We start from the raw sequence: 21,074 nt of genomic DNA, 5'->3' as shown, positions 1-21,074 counted from the left end.
TTTATTAATTCCCTTTGGGAAAATAATGAAATCAAATTGGAGCATTTTACTAATGCTGCTACCACTCAGTATATTTATTTATTACCTTACGCTACTGCCAAATATATCACTGGGGCAGGAGTTTTTTCAGTCCACATCCTGGTACCTTCTTTAGGCGTGAATCTTGATTTCAGGCTGGACGGATTGTCCCTGTTATTTGCCCTGCTTATAACAGGTATCGGTGTAGCTGTTTATTTTTATGCACGAACCTATTTGAAAGGCCATCTTTATTTTGATCGGTTCTTCGCCTATCTAAGTTTATTCATGTCTGCCATGCTTGGCATGGTGCTCGCAGATAATATATTATTACTTTTTATCTTCTGGGAGCTCACAAGCATCAGTTCATTTTTCCTAATAGGATTCAATAATACAAATCCAGAATCGCGGAAAAGCGCACTCACGGCACTTTCTGTAACTGGCCTGGGCGGATTTTTTTACTTGCAGGTTTAATATTATTAGGAAATATAGCCGGGACTTATAGCATTTCAGCGTTGATCCATTCGAGGGATATTATTATCGATCATGCTCAATACCCGCTGATACTTGCATTATTGTTTATGGGCGCTTTTACCAAATCCGCTCAATTCCCTTTTCATTTTTGGTTGCCGGGCGCTATGAAAGCGCCAACTCCTGTGTCTGCGTATTTGCATTCTGCAACGATGGTGAAGGCAGGTATATATCTGCTTGCACGGTTCGATCCAATATTGGGCAATACCGCGGCATGGAGTTATCCGCTTATGATAGTTGGCGGTTTCACGATGTTATACGCCGCTTATCATTCGTTGTTGCGAGTCGATTTAAAAAGCATCCTCGCTTATTCTACAATTTCAGCACTGGGCATACTTACATTTTTAATTGGGCTTGGCACAAGAGATGCAGTGATTGCAGCCAGCGTGTTTATTTTAGTGCATGCGCTGTATAAAGCTTCGCTATTTCTTATTACAGGCATCATTGAGCATCAAACACACACACGCGACATCACGAAATTGTCTGGTCTTCGAAAAGTATTATTACCGGTGGCTATTGCCGGATTTTTAGCTGCGCTTTCCAGCGCCGGTGTTCCTCTTTCATTTGGATTTATAGGTAAAGACCTGATATATGAGGCCACCTTGCATGCAAAGTCTTCATGGGTCTTTGCATTAACTTCGTTAGCAGTGCTTACTAATATCGGCCTGGTGGCTGCAGGTTTTATGGCGGGCGTCAAACCCTTTACCGGAGCACTTCCTCAGTCTCACCAAAAAACACATCTTCCATACATTTCCATGTGGCTTCCTCCGTTAATACTTTCCGTGTTGGGTGTTTTGTTCGGCCTTATGCCCAATTTAATTGGCGAGCTTTTTTCAAGACAGGCGGCGAATGCTATATTTGGAACAGATACAAAACTTAATTTAAAAATATGGCACGGCCTTAATACGGTGCTTCTATTAAGCCTTGCCACTTTGGCGGCCGGAACTGTTTTATACCTGTTTAATAAACCTTCGAAAGAAAAAGCAACTATTATATCAAGATTTAAATGGATTTCTCCAGAGTTTATATTTGAAAGGATTGCAAGCGCATTATTTATATTTTCTGAATGGTACACCGGAAAATTTCATAACGGATATTTACGCTCCTATCATTTACAGATCATTTTATTTGCAGAAGCTTTGTTAGCTTACAAACTTTGGCTAAGCGGACCGGTAGATATTAATTTTTATGGCTTAGCCATGCTTAGTGTTTATGAGGTTGCGATTGTGGCAATACTTATCGGCGCGCTTATTATTATGCTTACTACTCGCACAAGACTTACTGCAGTAGTTTCGATGAGTGTAATTGGTTATTGCATTTGTTTAATGTTTGTTTTTTATAGCGCGCCAGACCTTGCGATGACACAGTTTACAATAGACACACTTACAACGGTATTGTTTGTACTGGTATTATATAAACTTCCTCCTTTTTTAAATCTTGGTACAAAAAGAGAGCGTTACCGCGACATGGCTGTAGCCTTGGTTTCGGCTTAATACTTTGTATGGTTGCGCTTCAGGTGCACCACGAACCTATTGTAACTGCAACCAGCGATTTTTATGGGGACAATGCCTATAAAATGGCCAAAGGTAAAAATGTGGTAAACGTTATACTTGTTGACTTTAGAGGCATTGATACACTTTTTGAAACCGTGGTATTAAGTATTGCGGCTATTGGAGTTTATAATTTATTAAGGTTAAGATTAAAACCAACGGAAAAAGAATAAAATGAGAAGTAGTATTTTACAAACAGCAACAAGATACCTGCTCCCAATACTGTTGTTGTTTTCAATTTTTCTTTTATTGCGCGGACATTATTATCCCGGAGGTGGCTTTGTAGGCGGACTTGTGGCCTCAATAGCATTTGTGCTGCACAGCTTTGCAAATGGTACAGATGCTACTATGAAGTTGCTAAGAAAAAAGCCTTTGTCTCTAATACCAGTTGGGCTGGGTGTTGCAACGCTAAGTGTGTTAGTCCCCGTTCTAGTTGGCTTACCACCTATGACAGGACTTTGGCTCGAGGGCGACTTTCCCATTGTAGGCTCAATAGGTACTGCATTGTTTTTTGATCTGGGCGTATATCTTGTTGTAATAGGTGTTGTTCTAACCATATTGTTCACTATTTCTTTAACAGACGATTAATGGAATTATTACTCATATTGGTAATAGGCTTGCTTTATACAGGTGGTGTATATTTTATACTTCGAAGAAGTATGGTAAAGCTTTTACTAGGAATTATGTTGCTGGGCAGTGCCACTAATATATTGATTTTTGTGCTTGGTGCTATCGTAAAAGCCAAACCGCCAATAATAGGTTCGGCACAGGAAGTTCTGAATAAAACCTACGCAGATCCTGTTCCACAGGCATTGATCCTTACTGCCATTGTAATAAGCTTTGCACTTACTGCATTTGCCATTGTGTTATTGAAGCGCGTCTATGCACTATTAGAAACAGATGATTTGGATAACTTAAATACACCCGAGGAAGAAGATATATGAGTGACAATCTTATTTTAGCTCCGGTTTTTATTCATCTGTTCATCGCCATTTTTCAACTTATAGCTTGGAGAAAAACGGTCACTCAAAGAATTTTATCTGTAGGCGGCGCTTTAGTAGCCCTTATTTCAGCCGCCATGTTATTTACTCATGTTTATGTACATGGCACTATTACGTTAAATGCATCCAATTGGAAAGCACCTTTTAGTATTGTTTTTGTAGCAGATCTTTTAGGCGCCACCATGGTAGTGCTTACATCCATTGCAGGTTTTGCAGTGTCCATCTTTTCGGCAACCGGACTCAGCCGGCAACGAATGCTGTATGGCTATTTTCCTATATTTCATTTCCTGCTTATGGGATTAAATGGCGCTTTTTTAACCGGCGATATTTTCAATCTGTATGTTTGGTTTGAAGTAATTATTATAGCATCGTTTGTATTAATGACACTTGGCGGCAGAAGAAATCAATTGGAAGGTGCATTAAAATACATGTCGATGAACATACTTGCATCGATGTTCTTTCTAACAGGAATTGGTATTTTATACGGTATGACCGGGTCGTTAAATATGGCAGACCTGTCTATTAAAATGCATGATGTTCAAAACAGGTCATTGGTGGGTATTACATCCGTATTTTTTATACTTGGTTTTGGCATCAAATCAGCTGTATTCCCTTTGTACTTCTGGCTTCCGTCCTCTTACCATACACCGCCATCAGCAGTTGCCGCAACCTTTGGCGGGCTGTTGACCAAAGTGGGGATATATGCTATACTTCGGGTTAACAGCCTGATATTTATTCCAGATGATTTCACCAAAAAACTATTAATGGTAATGGCCGTACTTACCATTTTAACCGGCGCTTTTGGTTCGCTCAATAAAATGAATATTCGTCGGCTGTTCTCTTACCTTATTGTCTGCCATATCGGGTTTATGGTAGGAGGCATCGCCATATTCACGAAACTGGCATTAATGGGTACAGTATTTTATCTGATACATGACATAATGGTAAAAACAAACATGTTTTTAATTTCTGGGGTTATAATGCAATTACGAGGTGTTATTACTATGGAAAAGCTTGGAGGTTTGTATAAAGAATATCCGAAAATATCACTTTTGATAGCAATCGTTTTACTTTCGCTGGTAGGAATTCCGCCACTATCGGGCTTTTGGCCTAAAGTATATTTATTCCGAGAGGCATTTACGGGACAGCATTACTTTTTTGTAGCGGCTTTAATATTAGGTAGCCTTGTAACCTTGTATGTAATTGCAAAAATGTGGGCAGAAGTTTTTTGGAAAGATATACCAGCCGATGTTACTGTGGACAACAAATTTGAGCCCCTACCGTTTCTTAGAAAATTGCTATTATTAATACCCATTGGGATTTTAGCAATTGCTTCAGTTTATATTGGATTAAATGCAGAAGCAATTGTTCAGATTGTTGACCGAATTGCAGAGGAGCTGATAGATACCAGTTCCTATATAAACGCAGTATTTAAAAAGTAAAAACGCAGCGTATGATTAAGAATTTTTTAATGAACCTGCTGCTATCTTTTTTATGGGTAGCGCTAACCGGATCACTATCATACACAGGTTTTGCCTTTGGCTTTATACTGGGTTTTTTTGTTTTATGGATTATGAACAGAAACGAACAGGAACGCAGGTATTTTTTCCGGCTACCGAAAGTGTTTAGTTTTGCCTTTTATTTTTTGTATCAGATGCTGAAAGCCAATGTACAAGTAGCTTATGACGTAATTACTCCTAAATATTTTTTCAGGCCGGGTGTTGTTCGTTATCCTTTAAGTGCACAATCTGATTTTGAAATAAATGTGTTATCCACGCTCATTTCGCTTACACCGGGAACACTCATACTTGATGTTAGTGAAGATAAAAAAGCACTTTTTATACACGCGATGTACCTAAAAACTCCCGAGGCTTTTATTCATCAATTAAAAGAAGGCATGGAACGCCGCTTATTAGAAATATTAAGATGACATTATCAACTTATTTTGATTTTATAATTTTGCCGATTCTGACACTTTCTGTGGTGCTGGTATTTATTCGTTTATTTAAAGGCCCGTCGATAGTAGATCGAGTAATAGCGCTCGATCTTATCATCACTATTGGTATTGGAATTATTACTGTTTACAGTATCAGGCAAAACCAAAAAATACTTTTGGATGTTGCGATTATACTAGCACTGATCGCATTTCTCGGTACTATCGCATTTTCTTATTACATAGAAAAACAAAAAGATGATTGATATAATTTTAGCTATACTAAGCACGCTCGGAGCGCTTTCTATTTTATTTGCATCCATCGGTATCCTAAGAATGCCCGATTTTTACCTGCGTCTTTCGGTAACAGTAAAAGCGTCTAGTCTTGGCGTAGGCCTTTTATTAATCTGCGCCGCTATTATGTTTCCCGATGATGCCTCGGTAACAACAAAAGCTATCGCCATTGTTTTCTTTCTGATACTAACAGCGCCCATCGCTGCGCACATGATTGGCAGAGCTGCTTATTTTATTGGAACACCCTTATGGAAAGGCACTGTAGTTGATGAATTGGATGGCATGTATAATAAAGAAACACACGAGTTACAAAGTGACCCTGATAAAGCCATCGATAAATCGACTTCAACATTTAATGACCAGATAGCAGACAATGATAAAGAAACACGCTGATCTATTTAAGCTGCAATTGTCTTAATGGTTTTCCACCATCAATAAACAACCTTCCATCCTTTTTCAGGCATTCCCGAATGCGAGCGATGCTTTTCATTTCCAAATCGGGGTGCCGTCCATCAAGCGCTCCTACACGAATGGCAAATGCGATGTCGAACAAAACGGTTCCGTCCATCTGAAAATTTTCAATTGCGCACTTTTGAAACTCCAGGTTCCCGGTAGCCATTTCATTCTTTGATTGCCGCTTAGCTTTTTCAATTGCCTTTTCTGACCGGTCAATAGCCAGCACAAAAACATTTTTATATCTGTTAACAATCTCGCGCGCGGCAACTCCGGGGCCACAGCCGATCTCCAATACCCGCATTCCATCAACTAAAGAAAGGGCATCAACCACCTCTTTTAATCTTGAAGATATTTTTTGGCCCATGGAATATCAAGCCCCTTTCTTCATAAAATCAAAAGCGCCTTTGCGAAGATGAATCCCATGCTCAAGCCATGCTTTCATACATGCAAGAAAATTAGACCATCCCTCTGTTTGACCGATCGCCCATTTTACTCCTTTCTCGTTCAACTCATGCCCTTCTTCAAAAACTTTTATAACGGTATCGTTATCTGCTCTTTCTTCAAGTTCAATTGTTACAATTGATTGCGGATCCCACACAAATACGATTTTTTCATTCTCCCTCACCTCCGATACTGTAAGCGGATAAGAACCATCATACTCCGGAAAAGACCAGTTAAGCGATGCGCCTTGCTCCATTTTTCCTGAACCTTTGGAAATAAAATAATGCTTCATTATTTCCGGATCAACAATAGCCTCGAATATTTCCGATACTGGCTTTTGAATACCAATGCTTGCTTTTGCAATAACTTTTTGTTCCATTTTTTATAATTTACTTTTTTAAAAAATTTCTGATTTGTGCAGCGGTAAAATCAATGAGTTGTTTGTCAACAACCCGGTTCTCATCCGCCATCATAAATGATCCATGCCCGGCTGGAAGTATCATTAATCTTGAGTTGTGTATTAATTTATTCATTTCTGCTAAATGCATCGCTTTAACCACATCCTGGTCGCCACTTATTAAAAAGACTGGCGCTTTAATTGATTTTAACACCTCTTCATTCCAATCTTCAAAATGAATCATTCGCTGACTGTCCTTTTCAAACATGTTTTGCAATTTTTTATCCCCTTCATCAGGATTTAATTGCAAAAAATTTTCTTTTAAATAAGCCGGCATATGATCAATCGTTATGTGATTCATTCCTTCAAAAAAACCATCGATCATGCCGCTACGTTTTACAACGCCAGAAGCAGCAATAACTTTCTCTACTTTTTCAGGAAATAAATGGGCAATTTGTAGAACCGTGCTTGCACCATTACTAAATCCTAAAAATGATGACCTTTCTACGCTAATTGCATCCAACAAGCCAACAACATCTTTTGCATCTTGTTCAAAAGTTTCAGGAACCTGCCTATGCTGTGACTTTCCATGGTTTTGAAGATCAATTCCTATAAGTTTATACTCATTTGATAATCGCTCAACAATTTCCGAAAAATCCAACCGTATAGAAGAACCGCCGCCATGAATCAACGTCAATGGCTCGCCTGACCCGTAAACCTCGTAATAGAGTTCTATACCATTTACCTCTTCATAACCACTTTCATTAGGCTTCATTTTTCAATCTATTTTGTTAGATGATACTTCAATCCCATTTCCCCATTGATGAATTTCCTCGTCTCTGTGATCTTCAATTTCTTACTTTCATTAAGCGTTTTAAACCAGGGAATTCCTTTTCCAAAAATCACAGGATTTACAAAGATCCAATACACATCAATAAGATTATGTTCCATTAATTGCCCTGCAACAGAAGGGCTTCCAAATATAACAATAGGCTTACCGGGCTTCGATTTAATCTCCTTCACATTACTGATAAAGTCCTCACTTAAAACCATCTCATTGCTGCCTTTCAAAGTTCGGGAAACGATGATTTTATTTGTGTCATTATACCAATTGGAATAACGAACCTCCGCTTTTGTTGCAGCCGGATTCTTCGCTGCCGTTGGCCAGTACACATTTAACATGTCGTAAGTAACACGGCCTGATAAAATGGTATCAGCTTGCTCGGCAATATCGGTAACAAACGCCAGGTTATCTTCGCCTGGCTGAAAGCCATCCAGGCTTCCGCTTTCGCTGGCAACAAATCCATCCAGGGAAATATGTACGATCAACTGTATTTCTCTCATTTGTTCTCTGTATACTTTTTAAATCTGTGAAGCACTGACAGGCAAAAAGAGGCCTGCATTTCTACTGCCATGTTTTCTTCGGGTTCGAAACTTTCTTTTACAATGGTATTATCATCAATATGCTGAAACTCTATCGTCGACTTACGGCCATCATCAAGTGTATATTCAAGCAGTTCAAAGCGAACCACATTATCGTATTTTCCTTTATGATTGAACCCTTCGCTACCGTCTTTCTTTTCCATTCTGAAATTGAAATCACCGCCAATGGCAACGTTGTTTACAGCTTGTGGACAATGCCAATCATCAAACGGCATATTCCATTCCCTGATGCAAGATGGATCAATCCAGCTATTCCAAACCATTTCGAGTGGTTTCTGAACCAGCTCGCTTACAACTATTCTTTCCTTATCCATCTGTCGCTATTTCATTGAATGCAGGCCAATTGTATTGCCTTCCGTATCCGTAACAATTGAACAAAAGCCATACTCGCCGATCGGCATTTTTGGTTTGCAGATTTTCCCTCCGACAGCTTTTACCCTACTTTCCTCAACTGCGCAATCTTCACAACCAAAGTATATTATAACATCGGTGCCGCCGACTTTGCCACCTTCCATTTTCACCAACGTTCCAGATGTACCATGATTTTTCATGTCTCCGGGAAATGCTTTCATTTGCATGGATTCGTCTGAAGGGTCAGACATTTGCTCCAGCTTAATGTTCAACACAGTTTCATAAAATTTTGTGGCCCTTTCCATATCATCTACATAAATCTCGAACCATACGACAGGATTGAATTTTTGGTTTTCCATAATGACATTTTTATTTAACCAAAAGTAAAAAGACTAAGGCCACAACAACTTGTCATTTGGCAAGAAATAAATGGTATCCTAAATACAGCAATACTATTAAGCGCTTACTCCAGGAGATTTAACAATTTCCTTTCTTATCCTGCTTAAAGAAGTATCTGTAACGCCCAGGTATGAGGCTATTTGTTTAAGAGGAACGTGCTGAATAATTTGAGGCTTTTCATTGATCAGTTTTAAATAGCGGGTGGTTGCGGTTTCTGTGATCATATCAAGTGATCGCTGTTTTACAGAAAAAGTTGTTGCGAAAACCAAAGTCTTCCCCACTCTCTGAAACCAGGGACATTGTGATAAAGCTGCTGAAACGCATCAAAACATATCTTCCATAATGTGCAATCTGTAAGCGCCTGAAGTGTTTCCTGTGATGGAATTCGTTGAAAAAGCGAAGCTGGCGCAATGACCAGTTCTTTATCTGAAAAATATTCAGTAGTTATTTCATCATTATTATAATCGTGTACAAATGCCTTTATCAATCCTTCTTCCAAAATATAATATTCATTAGCTACTTTACCTTCTTTCAAAAGAACATCGCCTTTTGAAATAGTAACGCGCTCATGCGATGCAGCAAGCGTTTCAATGTCTTTGTCAGATAAAAGCGGGTGCTGATAAATGTTTTTGAAAATAGGGTGCATGGTTACGAAAATTTATCTAAAATAACCAAATTCTGTCGATGTTATCCGGCAATCTTAATAGTTATCTTTGTATTTAAGCTCAATTTAAAAATACACACATGAAATCGATTTTAGATGAGATCGACAGCCTGCAACACGAATTAAAGGCTTTTTATCCTTTAGCACAGGATCAACAAAAAAACTGGATGAAAAATTCAGGTTAGAGTTTAATTATAATTCCAATCATATCGAAGGCAATACGCTGACTTATGGAGAAACTAAGCTGCTTTTAATTTTTGATGAGACCAAAGGCAATCACGCATTACGGGAGTACGAAGAAATGAAAGCTCATGATGTTGCTTTTCAAATGGTGAAAGAATTAGCTGTGGATAATGAAAGACCTCTGACAGAACAATTTATTAAACACTTAAATGAAGTATTATTAGTTCGGCCTTTTTGGAAAGAAGCCATTACCAACGATGGTCAATCAACAAGAAGATTAATAAAAACAGGTGATTACAAAGAACACCCGAATTCTGTCAGATTACCCAATGGAGAAATGTTTGAATATGCAAGCCCTTTAGAGACGCCTATTCAAATGAGAGAATTAGTAGAATGGTATGAGAAAGAAAAGGATTCTTTGCATGTTGTAACGCTTGCCGCGATGCTTCATTATAAATTTGTACGGATCCATCCTTTTGATGATGGGAATGGGAGAATTTCCAGATTATTAGTGAATTATGTTTTATTGAAAAATGGTTTTCCTCCTTTGGTAATAAAATCAGAGGATAAAGCAAATTATTTAAGAGCGCTGCATTTAGCAGATGCCGGAGATTATGAAGCTTTTATTTCTTATATAGGTGAACAATTACTTTGGTCGTTACAAATTTCTATCAAAGCAGCCAAAAATGAAAATATTGAAGAAGATGAAGATTGGAAGAAAAGGCTGCATTTATTGAAGACAAAAACGTCTAATATAAAAGATGCTGAAGTGTCGAAAGGCTCAGTAAATTTTGATAAACTTTTTTCTGAAATTATATTTCCTTTTTGTTGAAAGTAAAAGATTCACTTGTTGAGTTTGACGATTTTTTTTTAGAAAAGAAAATTTCCTTTTATGATAAAACGCAGAAAAATTGGGTTACAATTTCTAAACAAGCAAAATTAATTCAACAAGCTATAAACTCATTTCACAATAATAATTTAGCCATCGATTTGGTCTTGTTGGATTTTAAAAAAATCATGAAAAACGCGTCCATGCTTCAGTTGACATATCTATCTCTCTTGAACACTTATCTTATTCAATAAAAATTTCAGACAAAGAAATTCTCAGGAAACTATACCACGAAAATTTTACCGAACAAGATTTAGAAACTGTAAAAAATAAAATATCCACACTCATTGTAACCGCTATTGAAAAAAGCTTGAAACCCCAAAAGATTAGGCAATTATTATCTTTGCAAAATGGAATTATTTGCGGAATCGCTCACTGAATATAAAAGACTGTTAACCAAAGAGGTAAGAATCGGAGATTTATTGCTTGGCAATAACCATCCTATTCGTGTGCAAACGATGACGACTACCGATACAATGGATACAATGGGTACGGTAGAGCAAACCATTCGCTGTATTGAAGCGGGTGCAGAACTAGTGCGCATTACAGCACCTTCGAAAAAAGATGCCGAGAATTTACTAAATATTAAAAACGAGCTTAGAAAAAGAGGTTATACTACACCACTTATTGCCGATATTCATTTTACGCCTAATGCTGCGGAAGTAGCCGCCAGAATCATTGAAAAGGTCCGCGTTAATCCGGGTAATTATGTTGATAAGAAAAAGTTTGAACAGATAGAATACACCGATGCCGAATATGCTGAAGAGATTGATCGCATTCGCGAACGGTTTACGCCGTTGGTAAAAATATGTAAGGAATATGGAACGGCTATGCGTATCGGCACCAATCATGGCAGCCTAAGCGATCGCATTATGAGCCGTTATGGAGACACGCCAATCGGCATGGTAGAAAGCGCAATGGAGTTTTTACGTATCGCCCGCGATGAAAGTTACCACCAGATCATACTGAGTATGAAAGCCAGTAACCCACAGGTGATGGTACAGGCTTACCGTTTATTGATCAAACAAATGAATGATGAGTTTGGAGAGATTTATCCACTACATCTTGGTGTTACAGAAGCAGGTGATGGTGAAGAAGGACGTATTAAATCTGCAGTTGGTATTGGAACGTTGATGGAAGATGGCATTGGCGACACCATTCGGGTATCTCTAACAGAAGATCCTGAATTTGAAATACCAGTATGCAAAGATATTGTGAAGAGGTACAGCCCCTTGCCCCCCAAAGGGGGAATATGCATGGCGACGTTCAATCTTCCGGCCTTCCGGACTTCCGGACGTTCGGACTTTCTTACCAACGCCACCAAACCATTGCAGTAAATAATATCGGCGGTGGACAAGTGCCTGTTGTAATTGCAGACCTTAGTAAAGTTGAAAACATTACACCTCAATCGCTACAGGGAATCGGTTATACATACAACGAAGCTGATGATAAATGGAATATTGCTGATGCTGCAGCTGATTATGTATATATTAATCAACCTGATATTGGATTTGCTTTGCCAGGTACTTTAAAAGTAATTGTTCCTTATGAGCAATGGGCGAAGCAGGTAAACTCCCCCTCCTCCGGAGCGGGCCGGGGAGGCTAAATATTTTCCCATATACAATGCAGAACATTTCGCAGCAATACAAGAACCGGAAAGCGACATCAATTTTGTAATGATCGATTGCCCGCAGGATGAAAAATATTTAGAAGCCTTTTCGTCTAAACCTAATACTGTTCTTTGTTTAAGCAGCACTCAAAAAATGCGATGCAAACAGTAAGAGCTGCATGTGTCAAATTAAAGCAGAAAAATAGCACCAATCCCATTGTTTTCATAACCGACAGTAACTGGAAAACAGCTGATGAGCATTTGATACATTTTGCTACAGAAACAGGCGCTCTTTTTTTAGATGGTTTTGGTGACGGCCTTTGCCTTGGCATGAGCAGCAATGCTTATAACAGTTTCAATGACACAGAACTTAGCGGTCGCCGCTATTCCTCCCCCCCACCGGAGGAGGCCGGGGGAGGCTTTTATTAACAACACCGCTTTTAGTATTCTGCAAGCTACGCGCATGCGCATTTCTAAAACCGAATACATTTCCTGCCCGTCTTGTGGAAGAACTTTGTTCGATTTGCAGGAAACTACTACTAAAATTCGATCAGTAACCAATCATTTAAAAGGCGTAAAAATTGCTATTATGGGCTGCATTGTAAATGGCCCGGGGAAATGGCAGATGCCGACTTTGGTTATGTTGGAAGCGGACCCGGCAAAATCACTTTATATAAAGGAAAAGAAGTAGTAAAAAGAAATGTAAATAGTGATGTAGCTGTAGACGAATTGATCAACTTACTAAAAGATAACGAAGCCTGGATAGAACCGTAAGATTTTTTTATGCATCGGCTGAGGAATGTTACTCATCTTCCTTTCCGCCAGCTGGCGGATCGCTTGTGCTGTTGTGCATAATTCAACCTACATAATCTGCAACAGCATTGTTGGCCAAACCGCGTAACAATTACCCTTCCGTAAAAACTCATTTTAGCACTTTTTTCAAAGAGTAAAAGAGGCCGTTCATTGGCGATAAAGACACATCCATCGAAAAAAGAGCTAGTTCTTTTAATTGCTCATCATTTTTCCAAAAATTTGCATTCATAAATGAACACTACTCCGTGTTTTACATGAGTGACCGTTGCTACCAAGAAATAAACCTTAACCAGGTTATCTTATCCTATCCAAAAGTGGCTATTCGAAAGAGTAGCCTTTTTTGTGACACACTAATATAGCATCATCTCTATCTAAACTTTATAACAAATCCACCCAATCTATTAGCCATTCACCATCTTTGCATGTTATGACATTTCCGCTTATCCTGCAATCCTATTCTATCGATGATGTTGAACAGGAAATATATATACCAGACCAAAGCTATATTCAACAGTTTTATAAGGATAATACAAATGCAGCCTATTGGGCGCGCATTTGGCCTGCCTCAGTAGGTCTTTGTAAGTTTTTAAAACAAAACCTAAAATATATTGCAGGCAAAAAAATATTAGAGCTTGCAGCAGGATTAGGATTACCCGGCATTTATAGCGCGCCATACGCGGAGACTGTAACAATTACAGATAAAGAACCATTGGCAGAAGATATTGTGCGTAAATCGGCAGCATATTTAAAGCTGACGAACGTACAAGCAAAAACTTTAAACTGGAAAGATATTTCGCCGGAGCAACCGCTTGACGTTTTGTTGTTAAGTGATGTAAACTACGAACCTGCCGTGTTTAAAGAATTAGAGGATGTTCTTATTAACTATTTGAAAAATAAGATTACAGTTATCATAAGTACGCCCCAACGTTTAGTAGCAAGGCAATTTATAAACAGCCTGCTTCCCTATTGTATAAAGCAATGGAATTGCAGCATCATACTAGAAAATAGTGAAACAGGAGTGAGCGTATTTGTTTTGCAGAACGGATAAATTTTTATGCCACGAATGCACGAATAAATATTGAGGGTACTCGATATTAAAACATACCAAGAAGGGCAGATGCAAATTGCAATTGCATCATTCGTGGCATTGATTTCATAGTTTATGAGTGCCCTGATTTTATAACAATTTATGGTTGAAAAAATTCATGTAAGTTTGATGCTACTTAATCGGGACGATGAAGAGTGCGACGCAACGAAGATGCCAATTGCACAAAAGCCTGGTTCATAAAATTATACAGATCAAATGCAACAAGTAGACTTTTTAGTGATTGGTACGGGCATTGCCGGACTTACTTATGCCTATAAAATGGCTGAAAAATATCCAGAGAAAAAAGTTTTGGTAATTACCAAGGCCGCGGCTGATGAAACTAACACAAAATACGCACAGGGCGGTGTAGCCGTTGTGAATGACCTGGAAAAAGACAGTTTTGAAAAGCATATTGAAGATACATTGATTGCTGGCGATGGTTTGTGCAATAAAGAAGTTGTAGAGATAGTTGTAAAGGACGGGCCTGCACGTGTGCAGGAATTGATTGACCTGGGCGCGAACTTCGATAAAGAAAAAAGTGGCGAATATAAATTAGGCAAAGAAGGCGGCCACAGTGAGTTTCGGGTTATACATCATAAAGACATTACGGGCTGGGAAATGGAGCGAACACTGCTGGATGCAGTTGCGGGATTGAAGAATATTGAAATTATTAAGCATTGCTTTGTGGTTGACATTATTACTCAGCATCATTTGGGTTATTTGATTACTAAGTCTACACCGGATATTGAATGTTATGGCGTGTATGCATTGAATCTTCATACCAATGAAATTGAAACGATTTTAGCCAAAACAACTTACCTGGCCAGCGGCGGAAACGGACAGGTATATCGTACCACTACCAATCCTGGCATTGCTACCGGAGACGGCGTGGCAATGGTATACCGGGCGAAAGGCCGGATCGAAAACATGGAGTTCATACAGTTTCATCCTACTGCATTGTATGAACCGGGTTTGCGTGGACAGGCATTTTTAATTACCGAAGCGGTGCGTGGTGACGGCGGTATCCTTCGCAATAAAAACGGCGAAGCATTTATGGAACGCTATGATGATCGCAAAGACCTTGCCCCACGCGACATTGTTGCCCGGGCTATTGATAACGAAATGAAGATAACCGGAACCGAGCATGTATGGCTGGATTGCAGGCATTTTGATACAGAAAAATTTGTTGAACATTTTCCTAATATTTATGAAAAATGTAAAAGTGTGGGCGTTGATATTACTAAAGACATGATACCTGTTGCGCCGGCTGCGCATTATAGTTGTGGCGGCATTAAAGTAAATGAATGGGGGTTAACTTCAATTAGAAATCTTTATGCTGTTGGGGAATGCAGCAGCACCGGTTTACATGGAGCCAATCGCTTAGCCAGCAACTCTTTATTAGAAGCTATGGTTTTTGCGCATCGATGTTTTGTGCATGTTTCGGAAAAAGTTGATAACGATGAATTGCCGGAACATCCCACTTTCAAACTGAACATTCCCGAATGGAATGCTTTGGGAACCAGCACACCAAAAGAGCTGATTCTTATTACACAAAGTTTGAAGGAAACACAGCAGGTGATGAGCGATTATGTAGGTATTGTTCGGAATAATATAAGGTTAAAGCGCGCCAGCCGCCGGTTAGATCTACTTTGGGAAGAAACCGAACAACTTTATAAAACCAGTACACTTTCGCCTAATATTCTCGAACTTCGCAACCTGATAACAGTTGGCTATTTAATTGTGAAAGGATCGAGTTTTCGTAAAGAAAGCCGTGGCCTTAATTTTAATACTGATTATCCGAATAAAAGTGAATTATTGCAGAATACTGTGTTGTAAATAGGTTCATGGTTGATAGTTCATCGTTAATAGCAGAAACAAACTACACACTTTGCTTTTCCATGAACCATAAACCATGAACCATGAACTAATCTCATGTACTATATTATCTACGGTTTTTTATACTTATGTTCTCTGCTTCCATTGTGGTTGCTATATCTTATTTCTGACGGATTTTATTTTCTTATTTACTACGTTTTTGGCTATCGGAAGAAAGTGGTATTGGGAAACCTTGCTATTGCTTTTCCCAAAAAAACAGAAAAAGAACGTATCCGCATTGCCAAAAACTTCTATCATAAGTTTATTGACTCTTTAATCGAGACCATTAAACTATTATCAGCCCCTGATTCTTTTTTTGAAAAACGGTTTACCGGCAACTGGCAGGTGGTTAATAAATATTATGATGAAGGCCGCTCGGTACAACTACATTTGGGTCATAATTTTAATTGGGAATGGGGAAATGTTGCAGCCGTTAAACAATTTAGGTATAAATTTTTAGGTGTTTATATGCCGTTGGCTAATAAAACTTTTGATCGTCTTTTTAAAAGATAAGATCCAGAAGTGGTACCGTACTACTAAGTGCTCACAAAATGACCCAGGAATTTTTGCCGCACCGAAATACACAATATTGTTTGGGATTGGTAGCAGATCAAAGTCCGGGCAGGATTGACAAGGCTAAATGGTTTGATTTTTTTGATCGCAAAACAGCCTTTGTAATGGGGCCTGCAAAAAATGCCATTAGCAACAATACGGTTGTAATTTTTGCTTTTATAAGCCGCCCAAAAAGGGGCTATTACCATGTTAGCTTTACCCTTGCTGAAGAATTTCCTAAAGAAAGAAATGAAATAGCACTGACACAGCAATTTGTTGACTATCTCGAAAGCATAATCAAAGCCAATCCCGATATGTGGTTGTGGAGCCACAGAAGATGGAAACATGAATGGAAAGAAGAATACAATACTGTTATTGAATAAAAACCTCTATATTTGCAGTTGCAGGTCTCATACGGCCAGCTCCTGTTGAAACTCCCCAGGGCCGGAAGGCAGCAAGGATAGACGGTTGTAGCGGCGCGATATGAGTAGCCTGCTTTTTTATTTCTTCTCCCGTCTTCTTCATTTAGCTTTTATTATACTACTTTAGCATAACGCTATTGGCATGTTGCCACAAGTACCACAGATGAAGTGCTTGCGACGCAATACCGATGCCACATATTGTATAGCTGGTACAACAATCAAAAACTCGTAAAAAAATAACACATGAAATTTTTTATCGACACCGCAAATCTGGATCAGATCAAAGAAGCCAATGATATGGGTATATTGGATGGAGTTACCACAAATCCATCGCTTATGGCCAAGGAAGGCATTAAAGGCCAAGATGCTATTATGAAACACTATGTAGACATTTGCGAGATTGTAAATGGAGATATTAGTGCAGAAGTAATTAGCACCGACTTTAATGGAATTGTAGAAGAAGGTAAAAAACTGGCGGCACTGCATCCAAATATTGTAGTAAAAGTGCCGATGATCAAAGAGGGTGTAAAAGCTATTAAGTGGTTTACAGACAATGGTATCAAAACCAATTGCACCCTGGTATTTAGTGCCGGCCAGGCGATACTGGCTGCTAAAGCTGGCGCCAAATATGTATCCCCTTTTATCGGCCGCATTGATGATAGCGGTTGGGATGGCGTACAGTTGATCGAACAGATCTCTCATATCTACAATATTCAGGGTTTTAAAACAGAAATTTTAGCAGCGTCAATCCGTAGCGCTAACCATATTATTCGCTGCGCGGAAGCTGGTGCTGATGTTTGCACTTGTCCGCTGGAGCCGATTTTAGGTTTATTAAAACACCCGTTAACAGATATTGGCCTTGCAAAGTTTTTAGAAGATGCTAAGAAAACGCAGTAGACTTAAGAAATAGGGAAAAGCAAGTAGCGAGTAGGAAATCCCTCACTCGCTATTTACTTTTCAACCTTTAACTTATTAATTTTTTCTCAACTTCACACCCATTGCGCATCTCAACATTCATAGCCAACCGGATAGCATTTAATCAGAATCGTTCCTTTTCAAGGTTTATTATCAGGCTTTCTATTGTCGCCACAGTAATTAGCGTGGCCGCAATGATCATTACATTGGCCTTCGCCAATGGCTTTCAGCAAAAGGTAAGCGAAAAAGTATTTAGCTTTTGGGGGCATCTTCGTATTCAGGAAGCACTACCCTATTCTTCTTTGATCACAGAAGAAATACCGATCATTAACAATTCAGAAATTGTAAACGAAATAAAAGCCAGGCCCGAGGTAAAAGCAATTTACCCTTTTGCTACGCGCTATGCCATTTTAAAAACCAAAGACGATTTACAAGGCATTTTAGTAAAAGGATTGGATAAAACTTATGACTCCAATTATTTAAAGGAATTTATAGTGGAGGGAAGTTTTATAGCTTTCAACGACAGCAGTTACAGTCGTGATATTATGATATCTAAAAAAACGGCAACCGAACTTAAGTTAAAGCTGAATGACCGGGTTTTAATTTACTTTATACGTCCCGATGGCTCCAAAAGGCCAGACAGACTTACCATTAAAGGTATTTTCAAAACCGGTATCGGGGATTTTGACAATTCGTTTGCGATAGGCGATATTCAGTTGATCAGAAGATTAAATGACTGGCAAAATAACCAGATTGGTGGTTATGAAGTTGTGTTGAACGATTATAAAAAAGCTGACACTACAACGCAGGTATTGGCAACATTACCTGGTTTTGATGAAGACTGGAGCGTTCAAAATATTAAAGATTATATTCCAAATATATTCGACTGGTTAAATATGCAGGATACCACCAGGAATGTTTTGATCGGAATTATGATTGTGGTAGCTGTGATAAATTTAATTACCTGCCTTATAATTTTGGTGCTGGAGCGTATGCGTATGGTTGGTGTATTAAAAGCAATTGGTGCATCAGACTGGGCTGTACAAAAATATTTCTGCGCCATAGTTTGATTATTGCCTTGCGTGGTATTCTAATCGGCGCAGCTATTGGCCTGGCAATTCTATATGCGCAGATAAAAACCGGCTTTATTAAGCTGGATGAAGAAGCGTATTATATGGATAGAGCGGCAGTGCAAATAACTGCATGGGAGGTATTATTTATCTGCCTTACAACTTTCGTTATTTGCATGATGGTGTTACTCATCCCTTCCTACATCGTTAAAAAAATTCAACCGGTTAAAGCAATACATTTTAGATAAAAAGAGATGACAGTTGAAAGATGGCAGATGAAAGAGTTTTTTACAAACCCATATTTCTGTCAAACTATCATCTGTCATCTGTGAACTACTATTATTCGTCAACTGTAGTCCTTAGAGCTCCTTCAAAATAATATCTTTCCATTTTACTTTAATTCCACCACCATCGTGGATCTGCAAGGCAATAAAGCCATTGGCAGCACCGATTTTACTATCGGAAAAATCTACCATTTGATGGCCATTCAACCAGGTAGTAACCTGATCATTTACCACCCTTATTTTCATTGTATTCCATTTTCCTACTTTCAGATGTTTTTCATCTTCAGGTTTAGGCTTTATCAACCATCCACGTCCGTAAGATTCATAGATGCCGCCGGTATTTTTATTGATCGGAGCTACCTCAACCTGCCAGCCACTTATTTTTACGCCCTCAATGGATGAGCGGATAAAAACGCCGCTATTTCCATCAGCTTCTTGTTTAAACTTTAAGTTAAGTTCAAAATTTTTATATTTTTTGTCGGTAGACAGATAACCATATTGTTTATCCGGGCCACTTTCGCAAACCAATTCTCCTTTTTCCACATACCATTTTTCAGTACCATGTACCGTCCAGCCACTAAGATTTTTGCCGTTAAAAAGCGCTACCATTTTCTGTGCATGCAGCACATGAGTTGATAATAAAATGAAAGCGAAAGCAATGATTTTTTTCATTTAAATTTATTTTAATGTTGAGAAGCAACTAAAATACGAAGTTTTAGGTGATGGACAAAGATGTAAAATGTGGGATGTCTGATGTGCATGTTATTTGTCGCGCATTGTATTGTTAACATTATAATCCATAGTTCATATTTTGTACATTTACATTAAACCATTTAAATATGACTGACTTGTTTTCTGCCGAAGGTGTCGCGGCATTTATTGAACGCATCAATAAACTAACACCCGAAACGAAACCACTTTGGGGTAAGATGAATGTTGACCAAATGCTTGCTCATGTTAATGTACCTTATGAAATGGTATATGATACTGGCAAACACTCAAAACCGAAAGGCCTGATGAAATGGATACTCCGAAAATTCGTTAAAACAAATGTTGTAAATGACACGCCATATAAACGAAATATGCGCACAGCGCCGGCTTTTATTATTGCAGATCGTAAAGACTTTGAGGCAGAAAAGGAACGGCTTTTAGACAACCTTCAAAGAACACAGCAGCTAGGTTCAAAACACTTTGATGGCAAAGAATCACACTCGTTTGGACCATTAACCATCACGGAGTGGAATAATATGTTCTCGAAACATCTGGACCATCATTTAATTCAATTTGGTGTTTAACTAATTTCAACTGCAATGTATATGAATCGCTTTTTCTGTCTCTTGCTCGCATTTTCAACATTTGCTGCGGCTGCTCAAACAAGCAAATCCGATTACAATAAGGTATTGGCCGACAGCCTTGGAGCTGATGAATATGGAATGAAAATATATCAGTTTGTCATTCTAAAAACGGGTACCGCCAGCATCGCTAACAAAGATTCTGTTAGTCAAATTTTTAAGGGGCATATGGAAAATATAAATAAGCTGGTTAAAGAAAACCATTTAATTGTGGCTGGTCCGTTTGGAAAAAATGATAAACAGTATCGTGGCCTTTTCATATTTAAGGCAAAGGATAAAGATCAAGCTGAAAAATTATTGCTAACAGATCCGGCCATTAAAACGGGTTTGCTAACTTACGAGATATTCGATTGGTACGGTTCGGCAGCTTTGCCTATGTATTTACATTACAGCGACAAAATAACCAAAACTGATTTTTAGACGCTGGCCTCTTCTTCAACAATCTATTCAACTGATATTTAACATATAATGCCGTTCTTATAAAAAAGAACTTTATCTTTTTGCGATACAGGTTGTAACTTCAATGCCGGTTATTAAAAACCACAACT

The 21,074-nt window shown here is 38.6% G+C and carries 32 protein-coding genes, 1 other RNA gene and 1 pseudogene; 25 read left to right on the top strand and 9 right to left on the bottom strand.

Annotated features, from left to right (window positions below):
- Nucleotides 1–156 precede the first annotated feature (156 nt).
- The 9 genes and pseudogenes from MKP09_RS27765 to mnhG form a co-directional block, all read left to right on the top strand.
- Nucleotides 157–1,139 (top strand): annotated as a pseudogene (locus MKP09_RS27765) (proton-conducting transporter transmembrane domain-containing protein); the annotation flags it as partial.
- A gap of 90 nt (nt 1,140–1,229) precedes the next feature.
- A complete protein-coding gene (locus MKP09_RS27760) occupies nt 1,230–2,039 on the top strand; it encodes a hydrogenase subunit MbhD domain-containing protein (protein ID WP_394801021.1) in 810 nt (269 codons plus the stop codon).
- Nucleotides 2,040–2,047: 8 nt separating this feature from the next.
- Nucleotides 2,048–2,269, top strand: a complete 222-nt coding sequence (gene mbhE, locus MKP09_RS01710; protein WP_240826147.1) for a hydrogen gas-evolving membrane-bound hydrogenase subunit E — start codon at nt 2,048–2,050, stop codon at nt 2,267–2,269.
- A gap of 1 nt (nt 2,270) precedes the next feature.
- Complete coding sequence (locus tag MKP09_RS01705; protein WP_240826146.1) at nt 2,271–2,684, top strand: Na+/H+ antiporter subunit B; 414 nt, start codon at nt 2,271–2,273, stop codon at nt 2,682–2,684.
- Nucleotides 2,684–3,040 carry a Na+/H+ antiporter subunit C gene (locus MKP09_RS01700; RefSeq protein WP_240826145.1) on the top strand — a complete coding sequence of 119 codons (357 nt, stop codon included), beginning with the start codon at nt 2,684–2,686 and terminating at the stop codon, nt 3,038–3,040. Before MKP09_RS01705 ends, MKP09_RS01700 begins: the two co-directional genes overlap by 1 nt.
- Complete coding sequence (locus tag MKP09_RS01695; protein ID WP_240826144.1) at nt 3,037–4,539, top strand: proton-conducting transporter transmembrane domain-containing protein; 1,503 nt, start codon at nt 3,037–3,039, stop codon at nt 4,537–4,539. The genes MKP09_RS01700 and MKP09_RS01695 overlap by 4 nt, the downstream gene beginning before the upstream one ends.
- An 11-nt stretch (nt 4,540–4,550) precedes the next feature.
- A complete protein-coding gene (locus tag MKP09_RS01690; protein WP_240826143.1) occupies nt 4,551–5,027 on the top strand; it encodes a Na+/H+ antiporter subunit E in 477 nt (158 codons plus the stop codon).
- Nucleotides 5,024–5,296 carry a monovalent cation/H+ antiporter complex subunit F gene (locus tag MKP09_RS01685; protein WP_240826142.1) on the top strand — a complete coding sequence of 91 codons (273 nt, stop codon included), beginning with the start codon at nt 5,024–5,026 and terminating at the stop codon, nt 5,294–5,296. Before MKP09_RS01690 ends, MKP09_RS01685 begins: the two co-directional genes overlap by 4 nt.
- Entirely contained in the window at nt 5,289–5,717 is a 429-nt protein-coding gene (gene mnhG / locus MKP09_RS01680; protein WP_240826141.1) for a monovalent cation/H(+) antiporter subunit G, read from the top strand. Before MKP09_RS01685 ends, mnhG begins: the two co-directional genes overlap by 8 nt.
- A gap of 1 nt (nt 5,718) precedes the next feature.
- On the opposite strand, the gene MKP09_RS01675 is transcribed toward mnhG, so the two are convergent.
- From MKP09_RS01675 to MKP09_RS01640, 8 genes are all read right to left on the bottom strand, one after another.
- Nucleotides 5,719–6,144: an SAM-dependent methyltransferase gene (locus tag MKP09_RS01675; RefSeq protein ID WP_240826140.1), complete on the bottom strand. Its 426-nt coding sequence runs from the start codon at nt 6,142–6,144 to the stop codon at nt 5,719–5,721.
- Nucleotides 6,145–6,150: 6 nt separating this feature from the next.
- Nucleotides 6,151–6,600, bottom strand: a complete 450-nt coding sequence (locus tag MKP09_RS01670; protein WP_240826139.1) for an SRPBCC domain-containing protein — start codon at nt 6,598–6,600, stop codon at nt 6,151–6,153.
- 10 nt (nt 6,601–6,610) lie between these two features.
- On the bottom strand, nt 6,611–7,393 hold the full coding sequence (locus MKP09_RS01665) for an alpha/beta fold hydrolase (protein ID WP_240826138.1): 783 nt from the start codon (nt 7,391–7,393) through the stop codon (nt 6,611–6,613).
- 8 nt (nt 7,394–7,401) lie between these two features.
- Nucleotides 7,402–7,962, bottom strand: a complete 561-nt coding sequence (locus MKP09_RS01660) for a dihydrofolate reductase family protein (protein WP_240826137.1) — start codon at nt 7,960–7,962, stop codon at nt 7,402–7,404.
- On the bottom strand, nt 7,959–8,375 hold the full coding sequence (locus tag MKP09_RS01655; protein WP_240826136.1) for an SRPBCC domain-containing protein: 417 nt from the start codon (nt 8,373–8,375) through the stop codon (nt 7,959–7,961). Before MKP09_RS01655 ends, MKP09_RS01660 begins: the two co-directional genes overlap by 4 nt.
- Before the next feature lie 6 nt (nt 8,376–8,381).
- Entirely contained in the window at nt 8,382–8,771 is a 390-nt protein-coding gene (locus tag MKP09_RS01650) for a VOC family protein (protein ID WP_240826135.1), read from the bottom strand.
- 96 nt (nt 8,772–8,867) lie between these two features.
- Nucleotides 8,868–9,035, bottom strand: a complete 168-nt coding sequence (locus MKP09_RS01645) for a cyclic nucleotide-binding domain-containing protein (protein WP_240826134.1) — start codon at nt 9,033–9,035, stop codon at nt 8,868–8,870.
- Between the two features lie 17 nt (nt 9,036–9,052).
- The gene (locus tag MKP09_RS01640) at nt 9,053–9,457 is read right to left on the bottom strand and encodes a Crp/Fnr family transcriptional regulator (protein ID WP_240826133.1); all 405 of its coding nucleotides are present in this window, start codon (nt 9,455–9,457) and stop codon (nt 9,053–9,055) included.
- Nucleotides 9,458–9,776: 319 nt separating this feature from the next.
- Between MKP09_RS01640 and MKP09_RS01635 the strand changes: the two genes are divergently transcribed.
- The 14 genes from MKP09_RS01635 (at nt 9,777) to MKP09_RS01580 (ending at nt 19,138) form a co-directional block, all read left to right on the top strand.
- Nucleotides 9,777–10,490 (top strand): Fic family protein, encoded by a 714-nt coding sequence (locus MKP09_RS01635; protein WP_240826132.1) that lies wholly within the window; start codon nt 9,777–9,779, stop codon nt 10,488–10,490.
- A gap of 407 nt (nt 10,491–10,897) precedes the next feature.
- On the top strand, nt 10,898–11,884 hold the full coding sequence (ispG, locus tag MKP09_RS01630) for a (E)-4-hydroxy-3-methylbut-2-enyl-diphosphate synthase (RefSeq protein ID WP_240826131.1): 987 nt from the start codon (nt 10,898–10,900) through the stop codon (nt 11,882–11,884).
- Entirely contained in the window at nt 11,800–12,153 is a 354-nt protein-coding gene (locus tag MKP09_RS01625) for a hypothetical protein (protein ID WP_240829466.1), read from the top strand. Before ispG ends, MKP09_RS01625 begins: the two co-directional genes overlap by 85 nt.
- 162 nt (nt 12,154–12,315) lie before the next feature.
- Nucleotides 12,316–12,585 carry a hypothetical protein gene (locus MKP09_RS01620; RefSeq protein WP_240826130.1) on the top strand — a complete coding sequence of 90 codons (270 nt, stop codon included), beginning with the start codon at nt 12,316–12,318 and terminating at the stop codon, nt 12,583–12,585.
- A complete protein-coding gene (locus MKP09_RS27755) occupies nt 12,497–12,847 on the top strand; it encodes a flavodoxin-dependent (E)-4-hydroxy-3-methylbut-2-enyl-diphosphate synthase (protein ID WP_394800997.1) in 351 nt (116 codons plus the stop codon). Before MKP09_RS01620 ends, MKP09_RS27755 begins: the two co-directional genes overlap by 89 nt.
- The gene (locus MKP09_RS01615) at nt 12,775–12,930 is read left to right on the top strand and encodes a hypothetical protein (RefSeq protein ID WP_240826129.1); all 156 of its coding nucleotides are present in this window, start codon (nt 12,775–12,777) and stop codon (nt 12,928–12,930) included. The genes MKP09_RS27755 and MKP09_RS01615 overlap by 73 nt, the downstream gene beginning before the upstream one ends.
- Before the next feature lie 466 nt (nt 12,931–13,396).
- Nucleotides 13,397–14,017, top strand: a complete 621-nt coding sequence (locus MKP09_RS01610; RefSeq protein ID WP_240826128.1) for a class I SAM-dependent methyltransferase — start codon at nt 13,397–13,399, stop codon at nt 14,015–14,017.
- A gap of 255 nt (nt 14,018–14,272) precedes the next feature.
- Nucleotides 14,273–15,892, top strand: coding sequence for an L-aspartate oxidase (gene nadB, locus MKP09_RS01605; protein ID WP_240826127.1), 1,620 nt, complete (start codon nt 14,273–14,275; stop codon nt 15,890–15,892).
- 96 nt (nt 15,893–15,988) lie between these two features.
- Nucleotides 15,989–16,444, top strand: coding sequence for a lysophospholipid acyltransferase family protein (locus MKP09_RS25180; RefSeq protein WP_262915068.1), 456 nt, complete (start codon nt 15,989–15,991; stop codon nt 16,442–16,444).
- Between the two features lie 38 nt (nt 16,445–16,482).
- The gene (locus tag MKP09_RS25175; RefSeq protein WP_262915067.1) at nt 16,483–16,866 is read left to right on the top strand and encodes a lysophospholipid acyltransferase family protein; all 384 of its coding nucleotides are present in this window, start codon (nt 16,483–16,485) and stop codon (nt 16,864–16,866) included.
- Nucleotides 16,867–16,884: 18 nt separating this feature from the next.
- Nucleotides 16,885–16,984, top strand: an RNA gene (gene ffs, locus MKP09_RS01595) — signal recognition particle sRNA small type.
- Nucleotides 16,985–17,148: 164 nt separating this feature from the next.
- The gene (gene fsa / locus MKP09_RS01590; RefSeq protein WP_240826126.1) at nt 17,149–17,802 is read left to right on the top strand and encodes a fructose-6-phosphate aldolase; all 654 of its coding nucleotides are present in this window, start codon (nt 17,149–17,151) and stop codon (nt 17,800–17,802) included.
- 101 nt (nt 17,803–17,903) lie between these two features.
- The gene (locus MKP09_RS01585; RefSeq protein WP_240826125.1) at nt 17,904–18,890 is read left to right on the top strand and encodes an ABC transporter permease; all 987 of its coding nucleotides are present in this window, start codon (nt 17,904–17,906) and stop codon (nt 18,888–18,890) included.
- Nucleotides 18,887–19,138, top strand: coding sequence for an ABC transporter permease family protein (locus tag MKP09_RS01580; protein WP_240826124.1), 252 nt, complete (start codon nt 18,887–18,889; stop codon nt 19,136–19,138). The genes MKP09_RS01585 and MKP09_RS01580 overlap by 4 nt, the downstream gene beginning before the upstream one ends.
- 111 nt (nt 19,139–19,249) lie before the next feature.
- On the opposite strand, the gene MKP09_RS01575 is transcribed toward MKP09_RS01580, so the two are convergent.
- Nucleotides 19,250–19,846, bottom strand: coding sequence for a 3-keto-disaccharide hydrolase (locus MKP09_RS01575; RefSeq protein WP_240826123.1), 597 nt, complete (start codon nt 19,844–19,846; stop codon nt 19,250–19,252).
- A 167-nt stretch (nt 19,847–20,013) separates the two neighbouring features.
- Between MKP09_RS01575 and MKP09_RS01570 the strand changes: the two genes are divergently transcribed.
- Nucleotides 20,014–20,469 (top strand): DUF1569 domain-containing protein, encoded by a 456-nt coding sequence (locus MKP09_RS01570; RefSeq protein WP_240826122.1) that lies wholly within the window; start codon nt 20,014–20,016, stop codon nt 20,467–20,469.
- A gap of 21 nt (nt 20,470–20,490) precedes the next feature.
- A complete protein-coding gene (locus MKP09_RS01565; RefSeq protein ID WP_240826121.1) occupies nt 20,491–20,946 on the top strand; it encodes a YciI family protein in 456 nt (151 codons plus the stop codon).
- Nucleotides 20,947–21,074 lie beyond the last annotated feature (128 nt).

It is taken from the genome of Paraniabella ginsengisoli (genome assembly GCF_022513635.1).
Lineage (GTDB): Bacteria > Bacteroidota > Bacteroidia > Chitinophagales > Chitinophagaceae > Niabella > Niabella ginsengisoli.
Note: the sequence above shows the minus strand (reverse complement) of the source record. Positions and strands in the feature narration are given on the sequence as shown.

What these genes read in the sequence shown, in the direction of transcription:
- MKP09_RS27760 (WP_394801021.1), top strand. Translation starts at nt 1,230, where the DNA reads ATGGCGGGCGTCAAACCCTTTACCGGAGCACTTCCTCAGTCTCACCAA.
- mbhE (WP_240826147.1), top strand. Translation starts at nt 2,048, where the DNA reads ATGGTTGCGCTTCAGGTGCACCACGAACCTATTGTAACTGCAACCAGC.
- MKP09_RS01705 (WP_240826146.1), top strand. Translation starts at nt 2,271, where the DNA reads ATGAGAAGTAGTATTTTACAAACAGCAACAAGATACCTGCTCCCAATA.
- MKP09_RS01700 (WP_240826145.1), top strand. Translation starts at nt 2,684, where the DNA reads ATGGAATTATTACTCATATTGGTAATAGGCTTGCTTTATACAGGTGGT.
- MKP09_RS01695 (WP_240826144.1), top strand. Translation starts at nt 3,037, where the DNA reads ATGAGTGACAATCTTATTTTAGCTCCGGTTTTTATTCATCTGTTCATC.
- MKP09_RS01690 (WP_240826143.1), top strand. Translation starts at nt 4,551, where the DNA reads ATGATTAAGAATTTTTTAATGAACCTGCTGCTATCTTTTTTATGGGTA.
- MKP09_RS01685 (WP_240826142.1), top strand. Translation starts at nt 5,024, where the DNA reads ATGACATTATCAACTTATTTTGATTTTATAATTTTGCCGATTCTGACA.
- mnhG (WP_240826141.1), top strand. Translation starts at nt 5,289, where the DNA reads ATGATTGATATAATTTTAGCTATACTAAGCACGCTCGGAGCGCTTTCT.
- MKP09_RS01675 (WP_240826140.1), bottom strand. Translation starts at nt 6,144, where the DNA reads ATGGGCCAAAAAATATCTTCAAGATTAAAAGAGGTGGTTGATGCCCTT.
- MKP09_RS01670 (WP_240826139.1), bottom strand. Translation starts at nt 6,600, where the DNA reads ATGGAACAAAAAGTTATTGCAAAAGCAAGCATTGGTATTCAAAAGCCA.
- MKP09_RS01665 (WP_240826138.1), bottom strand. Translation starts at nt 7,393, where the DNA reads ATGAAGCCTAATGAAAGTGGTTATGAAGAGGTAAATGGTATAGAACTC.
- MKP09_RS01660 (WP_240826137.1), bottom strand. Translation starts at nt 7,962, where the DNA reads ATGAGAGAAATACAGTTGATCGTACATATTTCCCTGGATGGATTTGTT.
- MKP09_RS01655 (WP_240826136.1), bottom strand. Translation starts at nt 8,375, where the DNA reads ATGGATAAGGAAAGAATAGTTGTAAGCGAGCTGGTTCAGAAACCACTC.
- MKP09_RS01650 (WP_240826135.1), bottom strand. Translation starts at nt 8,771, where the DNA reads ATGGAAAACCAAAAATTCAATCCTGTCGTATGGTTCGAGATTTATGTA.
- MKP09_RS01645 (WP_240826134.1), bottom strand. Translation starts at nt 9,035, where the DNA reads ATGATCACAGAAACCGCAACCACCCGCTATTTAAAACTGATCAATGAA.
- MKP09_RS01640 (WP_240826133.1), bottom strand. Translation starts at nt 9,457, where the DNA reads ATGCACCCTATTTTCAAAAACATTTATCAGCACCCGCTTTTATCTGAC.
- MKP09_RS01635 (WP_240826132.1), top strand. Translation starts at nt 9,777, where the DNA reads ATGAAAGCTCATGATGTTGCTTTTCAAATGGTGAAAGAATTAGCTGTG.
- ispG (WP_240826131.1), top strand. Translation starts at nt 10,898, where the DNA reads ATGGAATTATTTGCGGAATCGCTCACTGAATATAAAAGACTGTTAACC.
- MKP09_RS01625 (WP_240829466.1), top strand. Translation starts at nt 11,800, where the DNA reads ATGCATGGCGACGTTCAATCTTCCGGCCTTCCGGACTTCCGGACGTTC.
- MKP09_RS01620 (WP_240826130.1), top strand. Translation starts at nt 12,316, where the DNA reads ATGCAAACAGTAAGAGCTGCATGTGTCAAATTAAAGCAGAAAAATAGC.
- MKP09_RS27755 (WP_394800997.1), top strand. Translation starts at nt 12,497, where the DNA reads ATGCTTATAACAGTTTCAATGACACAGAACTTAGCGGTCGCCGCTATT.
- MKP09_RS01615 (WP_240826129.1), top strand. Translation starts at nt 12,775, where the DNA reads ATGGCAGATGCCGACTTTGGTTATGTTGGAAGCGGACCCGGCAAAATC.
- MKP09_RS01610 (WP_240826128.1), top strand. Translation starts at nt 13,397, where the DNA reads ATGACATTTCCGCTTATCCTGCAATCCTATTCTATCGATGATGTTGAA.
- nadB (WP_240826127.1), top strand. Translation starts at nt 14,273, where the DNA reads ATGCAACAAGTAGACTTTTTAGTGATTGGTACGGGCATTGCCGGACTT.
- MKP09_RS25180 (WP_262915068.1), top strand. Translation starts at nt 15,989, where the DNA reads ATGTACTATATTATCTACGGTTTTTTATACTTATGTTCTCTGCTTCCA.
- MKP09_RS25175 (WP_262915067.1), top strand. Translation starts at nt 16,483, where the DNA reads ATGACCCAGGAATTTTTGCCGCACCGAAATACACAATATTGTTTGGGA.
- fsa (WP_240826126.1), top strand. Translation starts at nt 17,149, where the DNA reads ATGAAATTTTTTATCGACACCGCAAATCTGGATCAGATCAAAGAAGCC.
- MKP09_RS01575 (WP_240826123.1), bottom strand. Translation starts at nt 19,846, where the DNA reads ATGAAAAAAATCATTGCTTTCGCTTTCATTTTATTATCAACTCATGTG.
- MKP09_RS01570 (WP_240826122.1), top strand. Translation starts at nt 20,014, where the DNA reads ATGACTGACTTGTTTTCTGCCGAAGGTGTCGCGGCATTTATTGAACGC.
- MKP09_RS01565 (WP_240826121.1), top strand. Translation starts at nt 20,491, where the DNA reads ATGAATCGCTTTTTCTGTCTCTTGCTCGCATTTTCAACATTTGCTGCG.